An 18268-nucleotide genomic window follows, 5' to 3' on the forward strand; every position below is an offset into this window, starting at 1 on the left:
CAGGATCGATCTGTGGCAGGCTCGGACCCGTGAACATCGTCTTCGTCGAGCCGCACTTCCCCAAGAACCAGCGTGAGTTCCCGCGGGCTCTCGCCTCGGTGGGTGCGCGGGTGATCGGCATCGGCGAGACCCCGTGGGACTACCTCGACGACGAGCTGAAGAGCTGGATGGTGCACTACGAGCAGGTGGGCTCGGTGACCGACCGCGGGCAGATGACGGAGGCGGTCCGTCGGGTGCAGGGCATGGTCTGGGTGGACCGGATGGAGTCGACCATCGAGGCGCACCAGATGGTGGCCGCGCAGGTCCGCGAGGACCTCGGCATCCCCGGCACGTCGGTGCGCACCACCTGGCTGTGCCGTGACAAGCCCTCGATGAAGGAGGCGCTGCGCCAGGCGGGCGTCCCGACCGCGGCCTCGACCGGCGCGGACGACGCGGCGCAGGTGTGGGAGTTCGCGCGGCGGGTGGGTTATCCCCTCATCCTCAAGCCGCGCGACGCCGCGGGCGCGGCCGGCACCTACCGCGTCGACGACGACACGCAGCTGCGGGCGACGCTGGACCGGATGGCCGGCTACGGCTCGATCGCCGTCGAGGAGTTCGTCGAGGGGCACGAGGGGTTCTACGACACGGTGGCCATCGACGGGCAGGTCGCCCTCGACTTCGCCTCGCACTACTACCCCGGCGTGCTGGAGGCGATGCGCAACCGGTGGATCTCGCCGCAGTTCGTCGCCACCAACCGCATCGACGGGGGCGGCGTCTACGCCGAGATCCGCGAGATGGGCGAGCGGGTCAACCACGCGCTGGGGATCGGGACCTCGGCCACCCACATGGAGTGGTTCTACGGGCCCAAGGGTCTGAAGTTCAGCGAGATCGGCTGCCGCCCGCCGGGGGTCGGCTGCTGGGACCTCTACAACGCGGCCAACGACATGGACGTGTATGCCGCGTGGGCGGAGGCGGTCGTGCACGGGCGGGTGAGCCAGCGCCCCTCGCGCAGCCACGCCGCGGGCATCATCGCGCTGCGGCCGGACCGCGACGGGCAGATCACCGGCTACTCCGGCCTGGAGGACGTGGAGAACCGCCTGGGCCGGTGGATCATCGACGCGCACATCCCGTCCCAGGGCACCCCGACCCAGCCGGTCGAGGCCGGCTTCATGGCCAACGCGTGGATCCGGATGAAGCACCCGGACTACGACCACCTGCGCGCCATGCTCGACGACGTCGGTCGGACCGTCCAGGTCCATGCCGGCTGACCCCGCCTCCCCCCGCATCACCCTCCTCGGGCCGCAGCGGCGGCCCCGGCTCAAGTCGGTCGTCTCCTCGCTCGGCCTGGAGGGAGCGCACTTCACCACGATCACCGCGGGGTGGCGCGACCGTGAGTCCGAGGACGCGATCCTCGTCGAGGAGCTCGGCGGCCGCACCACCAACCTGCGCCTGTGGCACCTCATGCAGCAGCTGTGGGAGGTCGACCCGGAGCTGGAGCGGGCCGACCGCGAGCGCCGGGCCGTGCTGGGCGAGCTCCAGGAGCTCTACCTCGTCGGGCTGGAGAAGGCGGCCGAGGCGCTGACCCGCATCACGGCCCAGCCGCCGCGCCACGCCTGGGTGCAGGAGATGGCGGTCGAGGACGCGCTGCAGATCATGCGCGACATGGACGCGCGCCACGTGGAGCGCGTGCAGCAGCTCCACCACGACTTCTACGAGCGCCACCATCCCCAGCACCGCGACGCCGTCGTCACCGCCCGCTTCGCCGTGGGGCGTGCGGTCGCCGAGACCGACGCGGTGGTCATCCCCGGCGGCCACGTCGGGGTGCTCCTCGGTGCCCTGCACGTCTTCAACCTCGGGCCGGCGCTGGCCGACGTCGGCGCCGACGTCGCCAAGGTGGCGCCGGGAGACGCCGCACCACGGCTCTACCGACCGATCATCGCCTGGGGTGCGGGTGCGATGGCGGTGACCGAGCGGGTGCTCCTCTTCTACGACAACGCCGTCGTCAGCCCGGGCGTCTCGGAGATGCTCATGCGCGGGCTGGGCCTGACCCGCGACCTCGTCGCGCTGCCCTCGCCGAAGGTCCGCCTCGACCTGCGCAACACCCTGCGGATGCGGATGCTGGCCTCCCGGGTCGCCCCCGCCTCGGCCCTCCTGCTCGACGAGGGCGCGGAGGTGACCCTCGACGAGGAGGGCCGGCTGCCCGCCGGCGCCCGCGTCGTCGGCGCCGACGGCCTGCCGACCGAGCACCGGCCACCTCCTCGGGAGACCCCGTCGGACGCAGCCGGCGAGACCCCCACGGACACCGCCACCGACACCCCCACGGACGGCGAGGAGCACGCATGAGCCTGCCCCCGGCATACCCGATGCCGCCTCGCCACAAGGGAAAGCTGGCGATCAACCTCCTGCGGGAGCGCGACCAGCTGACCGGCGAGGCCGTCGACCAGTTCCTCTCGGAGCACACCGTCCCGCTCGTCGAGGGGTCGCGGTGCACCTTCCTCTACCGCGGTGACGTCGACGCGGTCGCGGTGCGCCACCGGATCGTCAACCAGCCCCAGCACGTGCCGATGAAGCGCCTGGACGTCGTCGACGGGGCGACGCTCTGGTACGTCACCATCGAGCTGCCGGCGCAGTCGCGGGTGGAGTACCAGGTCGAGGTCCGGGTCGGCGCCGCGATCGAGACCTTCAACGACCCGCTCAACCCGCATGTCGCGCACTCCCCGATGGGGTCCTCCAGCGTGCTGCAGGCCGCCGGCTACGAGACGCCGTCGTGGGTGCTGCCCCAGGAGGACGCCCGGCCCGGCGAGCTGGTCGACCTGCAGTTCCACTCCAAGGCGCTGCGGCGCACCACGCACAGCCAGGTCTACCTCCCCGCGCGGTTCCGACGCTCGAGCCAGTACCCGCTGCTCGTGGTCCACGACGGCGCCGAGTACATCACCTACGCGGCGATGAAGACGGTGCTGGACAACCTCATCCACAACCTCGACATGGCCGAGACGATCGTGGTGTTCTCCAACCCGGGGGACCGGCTCAAGGAGTACCCCAACCACGCCTCGCACTCCCGGCACGTGGCGACCGAGCTGGTGCCGGCGGTGGAGTCCCGGCTGCCGGTGATCCCGCGGGCAGACTCGCGCTGCCTCATGGGCGCCAGCTTCGGGGCGGTCGCCGCGCTGTCGACGGCGCACCGCAACCCGGAGATGTTCGGCAACCTCTTCCTGCAGTCGGGGTCCTTCGTCTTCACCGACATCGGCAGCGACCACGGCGGCGGGCCGGCGTTCGACCCCGTCGTGAAGTTCGTCAACCGCTACCGGGCCAAGCCGCGCAAGCTGGCGGACCGGATGTTCATCACCTGCGGCGTCTACGAGCCGCTCATCGTGCCGAACCGCTCGATGGTGCCGGTCTTCGAGTCGACCGGGGCGCAGGTGCGGTATGTCGAGTCCCGCGACGGTCACTCGTGGGAGAACTGGCGGGACCGGCTGCGGGACGGACTGTCGTGGATCTTCCCCGGCCCGCAGAAGCTCGTCTACGAATGATCCGATAATTCCTTATATCTCGAGAGAGGCCCTGTCATGGCCCTGACCTACCTGCTCGTCGACGGTGAGAACATCGACGCCACGCTCGGCAACTCGATCCTGGGCCGCCGTCCCACGCCGGAGGAGCGACCGCGGTGGGACCGGCTGCTCAGCTTTGCCCGGGAGACGTGGGGCCAGGGGGCGCAGGGGCTGTTCTTCCTCAACGCCAGCAACGGGCTGCCGATGTCCTTCGTGCAGGCGCTGCGCGCGCTGGGCTTCACGCCGGTGCCGCTGTCCGGCGAGGACGACCAGAAGGTCGTCGACATCGCGATCCAGCGCACCCTCGACGCGCTGGCCGACCGCGACGACGACGTCATGCTCGTCAGCCACGACGGCGACTTCCTGGAGTCGGTGGAGCAGCTGCTCGGCGGCGAGCGCCGGGTCGGCGTCATCGCCTTCGAGGAGTTCCGCAACTCCGGCTTCACGGCGCTGCGGCACCAGGGGCTGGAGTTCTTCGACCTCGAGCACGACACCCTCGCGTTCAACACCACGCTGCCCAGGCTGCGGATCATCCCGATCGACGAGTTCGACCCGCTGCAGTTCCTGTGAGCTGAGCTGGGAGGGGCGGCCCGCGGGGAGGGTCCCGTAGGGGGCGTCCCGTAGGAGACGGTCCCGTGGAAGGGGGTCCCGTGGAAGTGCGGCGTAACGCCTCACTTCCACGGGACCTTCTTTCGCAGACCTCTTGTGGAGGGGCCGGAGCCGGCTGGGGGCGGGACGCGTGTGACTGGTGGGGCTACAGTGGTCGGCGTCCGACGTCCACCACCGGCTGATCCACCTCCTGCGCGGGCGGCCATGGGAGCCCACCATGCACCTGCACCCCCACCATCGACGAAGTCAGGGTGGCGCCGTCGCCGGGCTCGTCACCGCGCTGCTGGCCGTCGTCCTGGTCGTGCCTCCCGTCGTAGCCTCCTCTCCCGGCGGTGCGCCAGACACAGCCGGTGCGCCAGAGGTAACCGGTGCACCCGATGCCGATGTCGCCAGACCCGCGAGCACCGGCACGTCGTCCGAGGAGGCCGTGCGCACACGCGTGACGCTCGTCCCGACGTCGGACGCCCCCGTCGACCTGGCCACCTGGCATACACACACCACCGAGGAAACGGAGACGCACGGGGAGACGGGCGCCCCGGCATACCCGGACCTGGGGCCGCAGGCCCCGACCCGGGGGGCGGTCGTCGAGGTGGAGGCCGGGGTCACGGTGCTGGGGCTGCGCTGGGACGGCAGCAGCCCGGTCGTGCCCGCGCTGCGGGTGCGCGAGGTGGGCGAGGGGTGGTCCGGGTGGGAGCCGATGGCGACCGTCGTCGAGCCGGGTGGGGAGGGCGCGGCGACCGAGGGCACCCTGGTCGTGGGCGCCGCGCAGGTGCAGGTGCAGCTGGCGGGGGCGGCGGCCGGGGACGCGGTCCTGGAGGCGTGGACGACCTCGCCCACCGCCGCCGACGCCGAAGCGGTGGCCGCCCTGACGGGGAGCGAGGGACTCGCCGTGGGCACCCGGCGCGACTGGGGCGCGGACGAGGCGCTGCGTGGCACGCACCCCCGCGAGCTCGTGGCCGCCAACCCCAAGCTCGGTGTGACGGTCCACCACACCGCGGGCAGCAACGCCTACACGGCCGAGCAGGTGCCGGCCGTGCTGCGGGCGATCTACGGCTACCACGCGCAGACACTGGGCTGGGGCGACGTCGGCTACGGGCTGCTGGTCGACCGCTTCGGACGGGCCTGGGAGGGGCGCGCGGGGGGCGTCGACGAGAACATCCAGCTGGCGCACGCCACCGGCATGAACCGCGACTGGCAGGGGATCTCCGTCATCGGCGACCACGACGCCGTCGACGTGCCCGCGGAGGTGATGTCCACCCTGGCCTCGCTGACCGCGTTCACCCTCGACACCCATGGCGCGGACGTGGAGGGTGAGGTCGAATACAGCAACCGCACGCTGGGCTGGACGCGCACGCTGCCGGTCGTCCACGGGCACGAGGACGTGATGGCCACGCTCTGCCCGGGGTTCCGGCTGTACTCCCGCCTGCCCGAGCTGCGTCTGATGGTCGCCGGGCTGCAGGGTGACGTCGTCGCCACCCAGCGGGTCGGGGGCACCGACCGGTATGTCGTCGCCGCGCGCCTCGCGCAGGACGCGTTCCTCGAGGGGACGCGCACGGCATACCTGACGTCGGGCGAGAGCCTGCCGGACGCGCTGGGGGTCGGCCCGGTGGCGCACGCGGGCGGGGCCGCCGTGCTGCTGACGCGGCGCGACGCGGTGCCGCAGGCGAGCCTGCTGGCGCTGGCGGGGCTCGGGGTGCAGGAGGTCGTCCTCGTCGGTGGCGACGCGGCGATCGCCGAGGGGGTCGCGGAGGACCTCGTGGCACGGGGCTACGCCGTGCGCCGGGTCGGGGGTGCGGACCGCTTCGTCACCGCGGCCATGCTCGCGACGTCGGTGGAACAGGCGCCTGTGGCCGGCACCGCCTACGTGGCCAGCGGGGTCGAGGTGGCTGACGCCCTGGGTGGTGCCGCCGCCGCGGCCGAGGTCGACGGGAGCCTGCTGCTGACCAGGCCCACCGGCGTTCCCGGCGCGACGGCCGCCGCCCTGCGCGAGCTCGGCCCCACCCGGGTCGTCGTGCTCGGCGGCGAGGGGGCGGTCGGGCCGCAGGTGCTGGACCAGCTGCGCTCGGTGGTCCCGGGGGCTTCGGTCGAGCGGGTCGGCGGCTCCGACCGCTACCGCACCAGCGCCCTGGTGGCGCGCGACGCGTTCCCCACGGCGACGAGCACGGTGGTGGCGTCCGGGCAGGCGCCGGTCGACGCCCTGGCGGGCACGCAGCTGGCCGCACGGTACGAGGGGCCCGTGGTGCTCGCCCGCACGACCTGTCTGCCCGCGGCGGTCTCGTCGGTCTACGCGGACCTCGGGGTGACGCTGTCCAGGCTGGCCGGCGGGTCCGACGTGCTGTCCTGGGACGCGGGGTCCCGGACCTGCTGACACGCTCGCCGGGTCGCGTGGTGTGACGGTGCCTCAGGAGCTTCAGAGGATGCCCATCTGGAGCAGCCACAGCCACGTCAGCACGGTGAGCACTGCCCCGACGACGAAGGCGGCCCGACCGCCATACCTCAGGAAGAGCGCCCACGGGACGGCGACGAGCAGCACGCCGCCGACGACGACGCCGCCGAGGGCGAGGCCCAGGCCGTCGAACTTCTCACCCTGGGCCGACAGGTCCTCGAGGGCCAGCACTGCGCCGTATCCGCCGGGGACGAGGAGGGAGAGCAGGGCGAGCACCGCGACCACCTTCGCCCACCCGGCCGTCCAGCGATCCCGCCGCGCCGTCGGTGCGGTGCCGCGGTATGAGCGGTGCGCGGACGTCATACGCGCCAGTGTCCCGCAACCGCACCCTCACTAGACTCAGGCAGACGCGGCGCACGGGGCGCGGCACCGGAGCAGGAGAGCGATGGCCGCCCGGAGCACCACGAACGGCAACGGCGGGGCACGCGGCTGGGCGCGCTTCCTGCCGGGGGTGGAGGTGCTGCGCCACTACGAGCGGGGGTGGCTGCGCGGGGACGTCCTGGCGGGGGTGACCGTCGCGGCATACCTCGTCCCGCAGGTGCTCGCGTATGCCGAGGTCGCCGGCCTCCCGCCCGTCACCGGGCTCTGGGCGGTCCTTCCCGGACTGCTCGTGTATGCGGTGCTCGGCACCTCCCGCCAGCTCTCGGTCGGTCCGGAGTCGACGACCGCGCTGATGACCGCCGCCGGCGTCGCGGCCATCGTGGCGGCCGGGGCGGGGTCGGTCGGGGCCTCCGACGTGGCCGCGCTCATGGCGGTCGCCGTGGGGCTGCTGTGCCTCCTGGGCTTCCTCTTCCGCCTCGGCTTCCTCGCGGAGCTGCTGTCCAAGCCGGTCCTCGTGGGCTACATGGCCGGGATCGCGGTCCTCATGGTGCTCAGCCAGCTCGACGAGATCATGGGGATCGAGGTCGAGGGGAGCCTCGGCGGGCTGTGGTTCGCCGTGGTCCACCTGACGGACGCGCACGTGCCGACCCTGACGCTGGCGCTGACGACAGTGGTCGTGCTGCTCGCCTTCCAGCGGTATGCCCGCCGCTGGCCCGGCCCGCTCATCGCGATGCTCGCGGCCGCCGCGGTGGTGCAGCTCCTCGACCTCACCACGCAGGGGATCCGCCTCGTCGGCGAGGTGCCACGCGGCCTGCCGGACGTCCGGGTGCCCCAGGTGGCGTCGGTCGACCTGTGGCAGCTCCTGCCGGCGGCGCTCGGGGTGGCGGTCGTCGCCTACTCCGACAACATCCTCACCGGCCGGGCCTTCGCGCTGAGGCGGCGGGAGGAGATCGACAGCAACCAGGAGCTCCTCGCACTCGGTGGTGCGAACGTCGCCGCCGGCCTCATCCAGGGCTTCCCGGTCAGCTCGAGCGGGAGCCGCACCGCGATCGCCGACAGCATGGGCGCGCGGACGCAACTGCACTCGCTGGTGTCGATGGCGCTCGTCCTGGCGACCCTGCTCTGGCTGGGGCCGGTCCTCGCCACCTTCCCCAAGGCGGCGCTCGGCGGGGTCGTCGTGTATGCCGCGATCCGCCTCGTCGACATCGGCGAGTTCCGGCGGTTCGCCTCCTTCCGCGACAGCGAGCTCGCCCTGGCCCTCGTGACGACGGTCGCGGTGCTGACGCTCGGCGTGCTGGGCGGGATCGGTGCCGCGATCACGCTGTCGCTGCTCGACCTGCTGCGGAGGATCGTCAAACCCCACGACGGCGTCCTCGGCTACGTCCCCGGCGTCGCCGGCATGCACGACATCGACGACTACCCCGACGCGGTGCAGGTGCCGGGGCTCGTGGTCTACCGCTACGACTCGCCGCTGTTCTTCGCCAACTCCGCCAACTTCCTGACACGTGCGCTGGACAGCGTGAAGCAGGCGCAGGAGCAGGGACCGGTCTACTGGCTGCTGCTCAACGTCGAGGCGAACACGGAGGTGGATCTGACGGCGGTCGACGCCCTCGACTCGCTGCGCCTCACCCTGGACGACCTGGGCGTCGAGCTCGCGCTCGCCCGCGTCAAGCAGGACCTCCGTGTGCCCCTCGCCGCGACCGGGTTCCTGGACCGGGTCGGGGAGGACCGCGTCTTCCCCACGCTGCCGACCGCCGTCGCCGGGTATGCCGCGTGGTACGAGTCAAGGCACGGTGAGCCGCCGCCGGGACTGACCATCCCGCCGCCCCCGTGGCCGCCCGTCCTGTGACGTCCGAGGTGGTGACGGCGGTGGGATAGTTGGGGGCATGTCCTCGCCGTCCGCGGACAGGTCCGCACAGGTGGTCGCCGTCGTCGGAGCCACCGGTCGTCAGGGTTCTGCGGTCGTCAGGCACCTCCTCCGGGAGGGGTGGGCGGTGCGGGCTCTCACGAGGAACCCCGCGAGCGAGACCGCGCGATCGCTGCAGGCGGGCGGGGCCTCGCTGGTCACGGTCGACGCGGAGGACGTCGGCACCCTGCTGACGGCCTTCGATGGCGCGTACGGGGTGTTCAACGTGCAGAACCCGATGACCGTGGGGATCGACGGCGAGCTGCGGCAGGGGGCGAACGTCGCGACGGCCGCTGCCCGGTGCGGCGTGCAGCACGTGGTCTACGGCGCGGCGGGGATCGGCCCGGGGAGGACCGGGGTCGGGTCCTGGGATTCCAAGAACACGGTGGCGGAGCACTTCCGCCGGCAGGGCGTCCCGCTGACCGTCCTGCGTCCGATGGCGTTCATGGAGCTGATGACGGATCGTGCCTACTACCCGGCGGTCTCGGTCTGGCACGTGATGCCCAGGCTCATGGGAGGGGACCGGCCGGTGGGCTGGCTGTGCACGGACGATCTCGGTGCCGTGGCCGCCCGTGTGTTCGCCGCACCCCGGCGATGGGTCGACACCGACCTGACCCTGGTCGCCGACGTCCGGACGATCGACGAGTGCCGGGCGCTGTGGGCCGAGCTGCACGGCCGCGCGCGCCGCTCGTTCCCCATGCCGGTCTGGCTGTTCGAACGGTTCGTGGGCACCGACCTGACCACGATGTGGAGGTGGCTGCGGACTGCGCAGTTCGAGATGTCGACCGCGACCACGCGCGAGATCCTGCCTGAGGCCCGGACCGTGCGGGAGTGGCTGGCGGCTCTTGACGGCGATGCCCGTGCGGAGGACATTCGGGGATGAGGACAGGAGGGGCCTGTCCGCATACAAGGAGGTGTGTGTTGATGTCGCAACCACGACGGGCGGGAACCATGGTGGCGTGCCTGACGCTGCTTGCTGTGGGAGTCAGCCCAGCGGCCGCCGACCCGCCGACCACGGTCGTCGTCGATGACGTCTGGGCCACGATCGCCGACGGCACCAACGACCTGGTGGCGTTCGTCAACACCACCCGCGACGACTTCTGCACCGACGAGATGGTGGCCGCGGAGAACGCCTTCCGCGAGTGGGTGCTCGGTGGGGAGGTCGGAGACCCGCCGGAGTTCCCCGTGGTGGTCTCGGCGACGCCTGTCACCATCACCGAGAAGAACGTCGGGTCCGGCAACATCAGGGTGTCGTGGGACGCCACGGTGCCGGTCGAGCTCTGGACCTTCGAGGAGGGCAAGTCACCGTCGCTGGGCAACATCTGGTCACCCTGCATCGACACCGACGGACTCGTCGACGGGACGGACACGGCCATCGCGGCGGGAGAGCTGTTCGCGGAGGGGACGGGCCAGTGGTCGTTCAAGGACAACGACGCCCAGGCCAGCGGCCCCCGCGCGAACATCTGGGGTGACCGGATCACCGCCTCGGTCTCGGGGCCGACCGGCGACTACTCCTACACCGTGGTGTTCAAGAACCAGATCCGCGACTTCGAGTACGTGAAGGGGTCCGCGACCTTCTCCCTCAAGCCCCGCTGACCACAAGAGGCCCCTCCCGGCTGAGCGGGAGGGGCCTCTGACCTGGGTGGAGGCGAGGGGACTCGAACCCCTAACCCCCTGCTTGCAAAGTCCACGGATGGGGTACGCAACGACGCATCCCTGCAGGTCAGGGCGTTGCAGAGCACACCGGATCGCGTCGATTGCGTACCCCACTGCAGTACTTTCTGGGGTACGGTCCGCGTGCGTGGGTGACGAAGCGGAGGGCCATCATCACGGCCCCGGGAGCGACCACGACTTGGCGCCGTCTCCTGCCCATCTGTGGAGTGCCGTCGATGCGGCGTCCAAGTGGGGCTCAGCGCCCGGAGGGCGCGACAGCGGACGCTTCGATGACTGGACGTTGTCCAACTCCAAGCATCCGTCTCGACGTCCGACCACACGCCAGTGGTGCGTCACTTCGCCCAGAATGGGTCACCGTCGCGTCCGGTGGTTTCACGCACCCCAAGGGCCTCCGCCACACCGGAGGGTCGTGACATCGCGACTCCGCCGATGAGCGGACGAGTGCTCCGCGCTCCTTCGCCACCTCGAAGATGCCGATGACGGAGCATCGCCGAACGCGAACAGGACTGATGTACCCGAATGCAGCACACGCGCTATGAACCTCCCTCCCTTCGGTCGTCCGGGTTAGCTTGATGGTGGTAGGACGCGACGATGGGAGGATGCGGGCGTGGTCATCAAGGGCGATGACTGAGCCAGCGCTGCGGCGCGGGATCGGAACAACCTAAGGACGGGCTTAGCATGCTGCGGGCACTTTGTATTGGGATCGACGCATACCCGACGCCGATCAACCGCTTGTCTTGCTGTGTTGCTGATGCGACAGCGATTGGAAGTCTGCTGCTGGATACGCACGGCGCCGGAGTGACTCTGCTGACTAACGCAAGCGCCACCCTTGACGGCATCCGCGGAGAACTCGGGGCACTGGCCGCCTGCGACGAAGACGACCTCGTCGTGGTGTCCTTCTCCGGACACGGCACGCCTGATCACGCCCTCGTGCCAGTCGACGCGGATGTGTTCGACCTGGCTGCCTCGTGTATGCCGCTCGATGAGTTGGCGCACCACCTCGATCGCATTCCGAGCAAGAACCTCGTGGTTATCCTTGACTGCTGCTTCTCGGGCGGCTTCGGGGGTGCACGAGTTTTTGCGCCGACCGCAAAGCGGCAGGTCGCCGAGGACCGCACAACGCTGCAGACGATGGTGCGCGGAGAGGGCCGGGTCGTCTTAACCGCTTCGGGAGCATCCGAGCCGGCGTTAGAGACGGCGGCCTTTGGCCATGGGCTGCTGTCGTATCACCTGATAGAGGGTTTGCAGGGTGTTGAGGGTCTTGCATCCGATGGCCTGATCGACCTCATGGGTCTGCTGCGATGGACCGTCGCCAAAGTCATTGAGAGCGCCAAACTCATCAACGAGGTTCAGACGCCGACGATCTACGGCTCGTTCGAGGGTTCACCCGCCGTCGAAGCCCTGCGGCCGGGCACCGCATACGCGGCGGCCTTCCCAGAGCGCGTCACGGCCCCGGTCACTGCTGAGTGGCAGACGCTCAAGCCGTACGGGCTCAGCGAGCAGTTGATCGATGCGTGGACGACGTCGATGCCCGCCGGCCTCAACGAACTTCAGCAGGCCGCCATCAATGACTTTGGCGTTCTCAGCGGCAAGTCGGTGTTTGTCGTGGCGCCGACTGGATCGGGGAAGACACTGATCGGCGAGATCGCCGCCATCCAACAGGCGTTGACTGGCGGTCGCTCGGTCATGCTTCTACCTCTGCGCGCCCTCGTTAACGATAAGTTCGCGTACTTCGAACGTGTTTACGGTGACCGGCTCAGGGTTATCCGCGCCTCAGGCGAGTACAGTGACCAGACCGCTGACCTCTACTCCGGTCACTACGACATCGCGTTGCTGACTTACGAGAAGTTCTTGAATATCGCCGTCGGCACCCCTTATGTCATGCGCTCGGTCTCAAGTGTCGTCATCGATGAAGTCCAGAATATCTCTGACCCGAATCGAGGGGCTTCGCTTGAGTTCCTGATCACGCTGCTGCGATCGGGGCACGCTCGGGGTTCCGCTGTCCAGGTCATCGCGCTATCCGCAGTCGTTGGCGACACCAACGGGTTCGAGCAATGGCTGAACGCTGGGCTGCTCAAGACGGGACACCGGCCGGTGCCGCTTCGTGAGTCCGTCCTCAACGGGCACGGCAATGCGGCGCACCACCACCCCGATGGCACGACGTCTGAGGAACGGTTCGTCGAGCCTGCCTTCGTGCCAGGCGGCGGCGGAAGCAAGCAGATCGTTATACCTCTGGTCAAGCGACTGGTTGACGAGGGCAAGAAAGCTATAGTATTCCGGGCGACCAAGGGAGAGACGGAGGGTACGGCCGTTTATCTCGGGCGCTACCTTGGTCTCGCCTCCGCTGACTCAGCGTTGGGCGCGTTGCCAGCCGGTGACCTATCGGCCTCCTCGCGGGCTCTGCGCCAGTCTCTCGCGCAAGGTGTTGGTTTTCACAACTCCGACCTCGATCGTGACGAGCGGGCTGCCCTGGAGCGCGCCTTCAGAGATAAAGACTCAGACCTTCGAGTGCTCGTGTCGACGACCACCCTTGCGATGGGTGTCAACACTCCAGCCGAGGCGGTAGTGATAGCTGGCCTGCAGCACCCTCAATCAAATCCCTATTCCGTGGCCGAGTACAAGAACATGGCGGGTCGTGCCGGTCGGCCGGGCTTCGCCGATGCTGGCGAGTCGTACATCGTCGCTACAAGCCGCCCATCGCCAACTGAGGCGTGGCACCAGTATGTCCTAGGAACCCCGGAGCCTATCAAGTCTCACTTCCTCGGCGCGAACACCGATCCTCAGACGATCATCGTTAGAGCCCTGACGGCTCTGGGCCGCTCCGTTGAGGAAAGGGAGCTCGTCGATCTTCTCGAGAACAGTTACGCCGTCTGGCACCTCAAGCACGTCGGTCAGACAGATGGGTGGGACACAAACCAGCTCCGACGTGATCTCCAAGCATTGATCAACGCGGGCTTGATCGACCGCGAACCAACGGGCGCCATCACACTCACAGCGCTTGGCCAATTCGCCGGGGAATCCGGTCTTGAAGTGCGATCCGTGGAACGAGTGTCGTCGGCGCTCCGCTTCATCGGAGAAAGGATCGACCTCTCCGACCTGATTTTGTTGTCGCAAGTTACGGTTGAGCTGGATGACGTATACGTGCCCCGCAACAAGCGTTCACACCAAGAGATGCAGCGCTGGCCGAACACGCTGCTGCAGTTGGGCTGCTCGGTCAATCTAGTTCGCAATCTCCACATCGGAGGTGGCGATTCCACCGCCAGAGCCAAGCGCGCGGTCGCCGCTCTGAGATTCACCAGCTCAATGCCGCTCCAAGGTATCGAGGGCGAATTGACCCAACACATGCGCGAGTCGAGCATCGCGGGGCCCATCCGTGCGGCTGCACAGCGCACGCGTGATGTGATCGCTTCCGTCAGCCAGATTGCCACGCTGCAGGGGCACCAACTATCAGATGAAGACATTGCCGATGTCGCGGTGGTGCTCCTCGAGACGGGTGCTCCGCGCGAGCTTGCGGGCTTGGCGATAAAGGCCGGATCGCGACTGACTCGTGCGGATTATCTGGAACTGCTAGGCGCTGGTGTGCGCAACCCGAGTGACTTTCTCGCCATGCCCGAACTAGAGATGCAAGAACTGCTTGGCGAAGAGCTCACGGCCGAGATGCGAGACATCCTTTTATCCGGCGACTAACTCACTTATGTGACCTACCTAGCAGCAACGTCCCGCGGCCATTCTCTTGAGCCATTGCTGAGTACATGGCTGCCTGTCTCGGGAGTTCAGCATTTGCGCTTGTTTACGGCTAGCCTGCCATACACGGTGTCCAGCCACTCGTACAGCCGGAGTCTCCTCCAACCGGCGCGAGAGCCGCAACCACAGCGAGCGCTCGGTCCTCCATATGGGACTCCCGTTGATCAATCCGGACGTACCGTTGCGGTCGCGCAGCGTCTGACGGCTCGCGTGGTGGCGGGGAAGGCTGCTGGCCCGTCCGCACTTGGTGGCGTGCGGCCAATGAGCCAGCGCCTGGGGCGCACGCGCTCTTCTGGGACCGACAGGCCCTTGACTGGGAACCCCTCGCGGTGAGAATTCCAGCTGCCCGGTTCGACGGCAGACCCATGAGCAACCGACTAACGATCCGAGGTATAGGGTCGCTCGCGTGACATTCCCTGAAGCTGTCCCGAGTGGCATTTCGTTCCCAGGAAGACCTACGTACGCTGAACTGCTCGAGAGTGACGAGCGCATCGCGTGGGTCCGTTTCAAAGTCTGGTCCGCGGACTGGTACACCGGCACCTTGGGCGGTCTGGGCGCAGAGGACGGCTACGACCGGTACATCGGCATCGAGATGGCCCTCGATGGCGCCCTATCGGCGTTGAGCGCTGCGTTCGACGCGGCAGTGGTGCTAATGATCGAAAGCGCTGAGGAGGCACTTCAGGTGCCCGAGGAGAAGCGTCTGGCCCCTCACAAGTACAACTGGGAAGCTTTCAAGAGAACGGTACAGGGTACCCTGCTGACGGCTTCAAATGCCCTGAGCGAGCTGAGCGTCGACGTGGACGACGCTCTGGAGGGCGCAAATAGCGATAATCCGGTCGGCTGGCTCGCCGTGCTCCGGCGCCTCCGGAATCGGGCAACGCACCGCACCACACTAGCGCGGACATGGGCGATTGATCACGACGCACACATCGTCTTGGGTGTAACCGAGGTCCCTGAACTTGACCCGTTCGAGTATCTCAAGCTGTCATGTGACCAAGTGTCGGACCTGACGGAGCGCATGCATGGGATCGCGAATCAGTTTGGCTACGTAGGAGCAAGCACGCCATTAGCACGTACGCGATGGGGCTAGTCGAGCAGCACCCACGGGATCGGTCGTCGTTCGCTCGTTCTCAGTAGGTCGCGCCGACAAATGATGCGGATCTGTTAGCTCAGAGTCACTGCTGGGGCATTCCACCATGGCGCCTCTGGCAGCCGAGTGGTGGCCCGGTCTGCGCGCCCCAAGGAGGCATACGACTTTGCCGCCGTGCGCAAAGATGTGGCATGGCTCGAGTGGTCCGGTTCATGTTTGACCACGGACACGTGTGGCCGCTGTGGGAGGACGGCACCGACAAGTACGCCATGGAACCCGCCGACTACGGCTTGTCACCTGAACTCACCGAGCGATTGCAGTCCTGTTACGAGTACTGGGGGCCCATCGCAACCTTGACGGGCAGTGGGATGCGCCGGAGAACCGTCAGCGCTGGCACGCTGAGACGGACCAAGCCATCGCCATCTTGCGGTGGGAGGTCTCCGACCTCGCAGACGTCAGAGACGAACGCGACTAACCATTCCGTACCCATCCGCCTCTGCCGGGGGTCGGTCGTGTCGATGGGCGGGCGGGTCTAGGTTTGGCGAGTGACTCACGAACTCGGCTTCGCGGAGTATGACCCCAACTGGCCATCACGTTTCGAGCAGTTGCGCATTACACTTCTGACGGATCTTCCGGCGGGTGCCGTGGTTGAGCACGTGGGCTCCACCGCCGTGCCCGGACTGGCGTCGAAAGACTGCATCGACATCCTTGTGACGGTCCCCTCCGACCACCTGCAGATTGCACTGGCCGGGCTCACAGCAGCCGGCTTTGAGCACCGACCTACCAGCTTCTCCGAAGACTCGCAGCGGTTCATGCTGCGCCTTCTCGGACCACAACGCCAACGTGTGGCGCACCTGCACCTGATGGCAGAGGGGCACATCGCCGCCGCCCAAATGGTCGCAGTGCGCGACCTGCTGCGTCGCGACAGGAACTGGCGCGGGCGCTACGCCCTGATCAAGCGCAGCCTGGCAGACCAGTTTCCTCAGGATCGTCCTAGCTTTCGCGCTGCGTGTCAAGGGCGTGGTTCGGGCGCGTGTGATCGGACGGGCACCGCGGGATTCGCTGTGCTCGACGAGGGGTCGCGATGAGAGGGGGGAAGGGTCGGGGAGTTGGCCGCGCTCAAGAGGCCGCCGAGTTCGGCAGGCTGATCAGGCGCCGTCAGGCGGCAGGCTTTCGTGTGCGCCGTGAGGGGGGCGGCCCAGCGCGGACGGGCGGCAAGCTAGGTTGCGCCGTCGTGCGGCATAGCTAACGTGGCCGTCACCGTCCGCGGCTGAGCCTGCCTCGACGATACGCCTCTTCATCGAAGGGTTGTTGGGTCACCAGCATCCGGTAGGTCAGGCGGCAGGCGTTGCGGGCCAGGGCGACGCGCGCCTGGATCGGGGCCATGCCGCGGGCGCGCAGCTGGGCGTCGCGTTCGGCGAACGCAGGGGAGAACCGGGACAGGCCCCAGGCGATGCCCATCAGGGCGTCTCGGTGCTCGGCCAGGCCCTGGCGGGAGATCCGTCCACGTCGTCGCAGGGTCGCGGACTCATACATCGCCGGTGCCAGCCCGGTCGCCGAGTAGAGGTGCTCGGCGTCGGGGAACCGTGCGATCGGCAGACTGTGCGCGGCGAACGCCGCCGCCCGGACCGTGGCCACGCCGGGCAGGGTGGTGAGCACCTGGCCGTCGGTGCGCGCCAGCAGTGTCGTGATCTCCTCCTCCAGCACCGTGATGTCAGCCTGCAGAGCGCGGTAGCGCTGCAGGTCCCGGCCCAGACGGCTGGCGCGTGCCTGCGCGTCCGGTGGCGGAGGCAGACAGCCTTGCCACCTCTGGGCCCAGTAGCGTGCGGTGGCCGGGCTCATCCGGCCCGGCGACCTGGCGGTCAGGGAACGGGTGGAGGCCGGCCGTCCGGCGAACGCGGCCGCGCAGGCCAGCACGGCCTGCCCGGTCGTTCCTTCGATCGCGAGCGAGCGGCCGTGCCCGGCCGGTGCCGACAGTCCGGGGACGAGCGCGTTGAGCTGGTCATGCAGCCGTTGCTGCGCCTTCTTGCGGTCCGCGACCAGACCACGTCGGTGCCGGACCGCGGCGCACAGTTCCTCCACGACCGACTCCTCAGCCTGGGCCCGCCCGCCTCCTTGCCTGGCCAGGTAGGTCAGCGCGGCGCAGTCGCGGTCATCGGTCTTGAACCGGCCCGACCCCAGCTGGGTGCGTGCCGCCTTGGTCTCCGAGGGAGCGAACAACCGCACCGATCCCGGGTGCAGCCGTTCCAGCTCGACGGCCCAGGCACGGTGCAGGCTGCCGGTCGCCTCGATCGCGATCACCAGCCCGTCGTGACCGGCCACCTGCGAGCTGACAGTGCTCTCCAGATCCCCGATCCCGGCGCGCGAGACCGGCATCGACACCGGGTCGGTCACCAACCCAGCACCATCACTAACCCAGACCCGGTTCATCACCTTTCCAGGGTCGATCGCCACTACCAGAGCTGAAAGGCCCAAGGGCGCCTGAACCAACATGACAGACCTCCTCCACCGCACGAACGGCGCTCAGCCCGCGCCACCAGGCGGTGCTCGCCGGTGATCACGGCAGGCCATCGCCTCGACGGCCCACCATCAGCCTGCGCTCCTCGACGTCAATGTCGTTCATGCTCGCTACGCTGCGCGTGCTCCACATTGACCTCTCCCACGCTCAGGCCGGTGGCTGGCCGCCTACCGAGGCGATGCCCCATCCATGGCCTATCAGCTACATCGCAGGCAAGGACGCATTCATTCGCGCGATGACCCAGGCCGCGTGGCCAGCCACTTCAGGCGCACCGATTCCGCCTGAACCAAGCTGATGACGACGGGCCCCGCGGGCACCACCCACTGCATCCGACATCCCTCGTAGCCATGCACATACTCTTCTGCCGCGTGGCGCGCTCCGCCGCTCTTGCGTTTTGGGCGGTCGCAGTTCACTTGACCGACCTGCCGCGCAG

At 68.8% G+C, this 18268-nt stretch carries 14 protein-coding genes; 11 read left to right on the forward strand and 3 right to left on the reverse strand.

Annotation, left to right across the window (positions count from 1 at the left end; translation table 11 throughout):
- Window positions 1-29 precede the first annotated feature (29 nt).
- The 5 genes from D4B81_RS09115 to D4B81_RS09135 all read left to right on the forward strand — a co-directional run bounded on the left by D4B81_RS09115 (window position 30) and on the right by D4B81_RS09135 (window position 6504).
- Entirely contained in the window at window positions 30-1247 is a 1218-nt protein-coding gene (locus D4B81_RS09115) for an ATP-grasp domain-containing protein (protein ID WP_122262110.1), read from the forward strand.
- Window positions 1237-2322, forward strand: a complete 1086-nt coding sequence (locus D4B81_RS09120) for a hypothetical protein (protein ID WP_122262111.1) — start codon at window positions 1237-1239, stop codon at window positions 2320-2322. The genes D4B81_RS09115 and D4B81_RS09120 overlap by 11 nt, the downstream gene beginning before the upstream one ends.
- The gene (locus D4B81_RS09125) at window positions 2319-3509 is read left to right on the forward strand and encodes an alpha/beta hydrolase (protein WP_122262112.1); all 1191 of its coding nucleotides are present in this window, start codon (window positions 2319-2321) and stop codon (window positions 3507-3509) included. The genes D4B81_RS09120 and D4B81_RS09125 overlap by 4 nt, the downstream gene beginning before the upstream one ends.
- A 36-nt stretch (window positions 3510-3545) precedes the next feature.
- A complete protein-coding gene (locus tag D4B81_RS09130) occupies window positions 3546-4097 on the forward strand; it encodes an NYN domain-containing protein (RefSeq protein WP_122262113.1) in 552 nt (183 codons plus the stop codon).
- A gap of 466 nt (window positions 4098-4563) precedes the next feature.
- A complete protein-coding gene (locus D4B81_RS09135) occupies window positions 4564-6504 on the forward strand; it encodes a cell wall-binding repeat-containing protein (RefSeq protein WP_161965079.1) in 1941 nt (646 codons plus the stop codon).
- Window positions 6505-6546: 42 nt separating this feature from the next.
- Here D4B81_RS09135 and D4B81_RS09140 read toward each other — a convergent pair whose 3' ends face one another.
- The gene (locus tag D4B81_RS09140; RefSeq protein WP_122262115.1) at window positions 6547-6885 is read right to left on the reverse strand and encodes a hypothetical protein; all 339 of its coding nucleotides are present in this window, start codon (window positions 6883-6885) and stop codon (window positions 6547-6549) included.
- Window positions 6886-6967: 82 nt separating this feature from the next.
- On the opposite strand from D4B81_RS09140, the gene D4B81_RS09145 reads away from it, so the two are divergent.
- The 6 genes from D4B81_RS09145 (at window position 6968) to D4B81_RS09170 (ending at window position 16405) form a co-directional block, all read left to right on the forward strand.
- Window positions 6968-8752, forward strand: a complete 1785-nt coding sequence (locus D4B81_RS09145) for a SulP family inorganic anion transporter (RefSeq protein ID WP_122262116.1) — start codon at window positions 6968-6970, stop codon at window positions 8750-8752.
- Window positions 8753-8789: 37 nt separating this feature from the next.
- A complete protein-coding gene (locus tag D4B81_RS09150; protein ID WP_122262117.1) occupies window positions 8790-9692 on the forward strand; it encodes an NmrA/HSCARG family protein in 903 nt (300 codons plus the stop codon).
- A 95-nt stretch (window positions 9693-9787) separates the two neighbouring features.
- The gene (locus tag D4B81_RS09155) at window positions 9788-10405 is read left to right on the forward strand and encodes a hypothetical protein (RefSeq protein WP_161965080.1); all 618 of its coding nucleotides are present in this window, start codon (window positions 9788-9790) and stop codon (window positions 10403-10405) included.
- A gap of 756 nt (window positions 10406-11161) precedes the next feature.
- Window positions 11162-14170: a DEAD/DEAH box helicase gene (locus tag D4B81_RS09160; RefSeq protein ID WP_122262119.1), complete on the forward strand. Its 3009-nt coding sequence runs from the start codon at window positions 11162-11164 to the stop codon at window positions 14168-14170.
- Between the two features lie 463 nt (window positions 14171-14633).
- Window positions 14634-15317 (forward strand): hypothetical protein, encoded by a 684-nt coding sequence (locus D4B81_RS09165; protein ID WP_122262120.1) that lies wholly within the window; start codon window positions 14634-14636, stop codon window positions 15315-15317.
- Between the two features lie 545 nt (window positions 15318-15862).
- Window positions 15863-16405 carry a GrpB family protein gene (locus D4B81_RS09170; protein WP_122262121.1) on the forward strand — a complete coding sequence of 181 codons (543 nt, stop codon included), beginning with the start codon at window positions 15863-15865 and terminating at the stop codon, window positions 16403-16405.
- A gap of 169 nt (window positions 16406-16574) precedes the next feature.
- Here D4B81_RS09170 and D4B81_RS09175 read toward each other — a convergent pair whose 3' ends face one another.
- Both D4B81_RS09175 and D4B81_RS18805 read right to left on the reverse strand, forming a co-directional pair.
- A complete protein-coding gene (locus D4B81_RS09175; protein WP_122262122.1) occupies window positions 16575-17810 on the reverse strand; it encodes an IS110 family RNA-guided transposase in 1236 nt (411 codons plus the stop codon).
- 249 nt (window positions 17811-18059) lie between these two features.
- Window positions 18060-18268: hypothetical protein (locus D4B81_RS18805; RefSeq protein ID WP_237565913.1), on the reverse strand; the 209-nt coding region annotated here is incomplete at its 5' end.

Origin of the sequence: Ornithinimicrobium cerasi, from assembly GCF_003702705.1 — a bacterium.
Taxonomy (GTDB): Bacteria; Actinomycetota; Actinomycetes; order Actinomycetales; family Dermatophilaceae; genus Ornithinicoccus; species Ornithinicoccus cerasi.

Excerpts from the sequence above, each read along its gene's own strand:
- D4B81_RS09130 (WP_122262113.1), top strand. The coding sequence starts at position 3,546 with ATGGCCCTGACCTACCTGCTCGTCGACGGTGAGAACATCGACGCCACG.
- D4B81_RS09120 (WP_122262111.1), top strand. The coding sequence starts at position 1,237 with ATGCCGGCTGACCCCGCCTCCCCCCGCATCACCCTCCTCGGGCCGCAG.
- D4B81_RS09145 (WP_122262116.1), top strand. The coding sequence starts at position 6,968 with ATGGCCGCCCGGAGCACCACGAACGGCAACGGCGGGGCACGCGGCTGG.
- D4B81_RS09140 (WP_122262115.1), bottom strand. The coding sequence starts at position 6,885 with ATGACGTCCGCGCACCGCTCATACCGCGGCACCGCACCGACGGCGCGG.
- D4B81_RS09175 (WP_122262122.1), bottom strand. The coding sequence starts at position 17,810 with ATGTTGGTTCAGGCGCCCTTGGGCCTTTCAGCTCTGGTAGTGGCGATC.
- D4B81_RS09125 (WP_122262112.1), top strand. The coding sequence starts at position 2,319 with ATGAGCCTGCCCCCGGCATACCCGATGCCGCCTCGCCACAAGGGAAAG.
- D4B81_RS09160 (WP_122262119.1), top strand. The coding sequence starts at position 11,162 with ATGCTGCGGGCACTTTGTATTGGGATCGACGCATACCCGACGCCGATC.
- D4B81_RS09150 (WP_122262117.1), top strand. The coding sequence starts at position 8,790 with ATGTCCTCGCCGTCCGCGGACAGGTCCGCACAGGTGGTCGCCGTCGTC.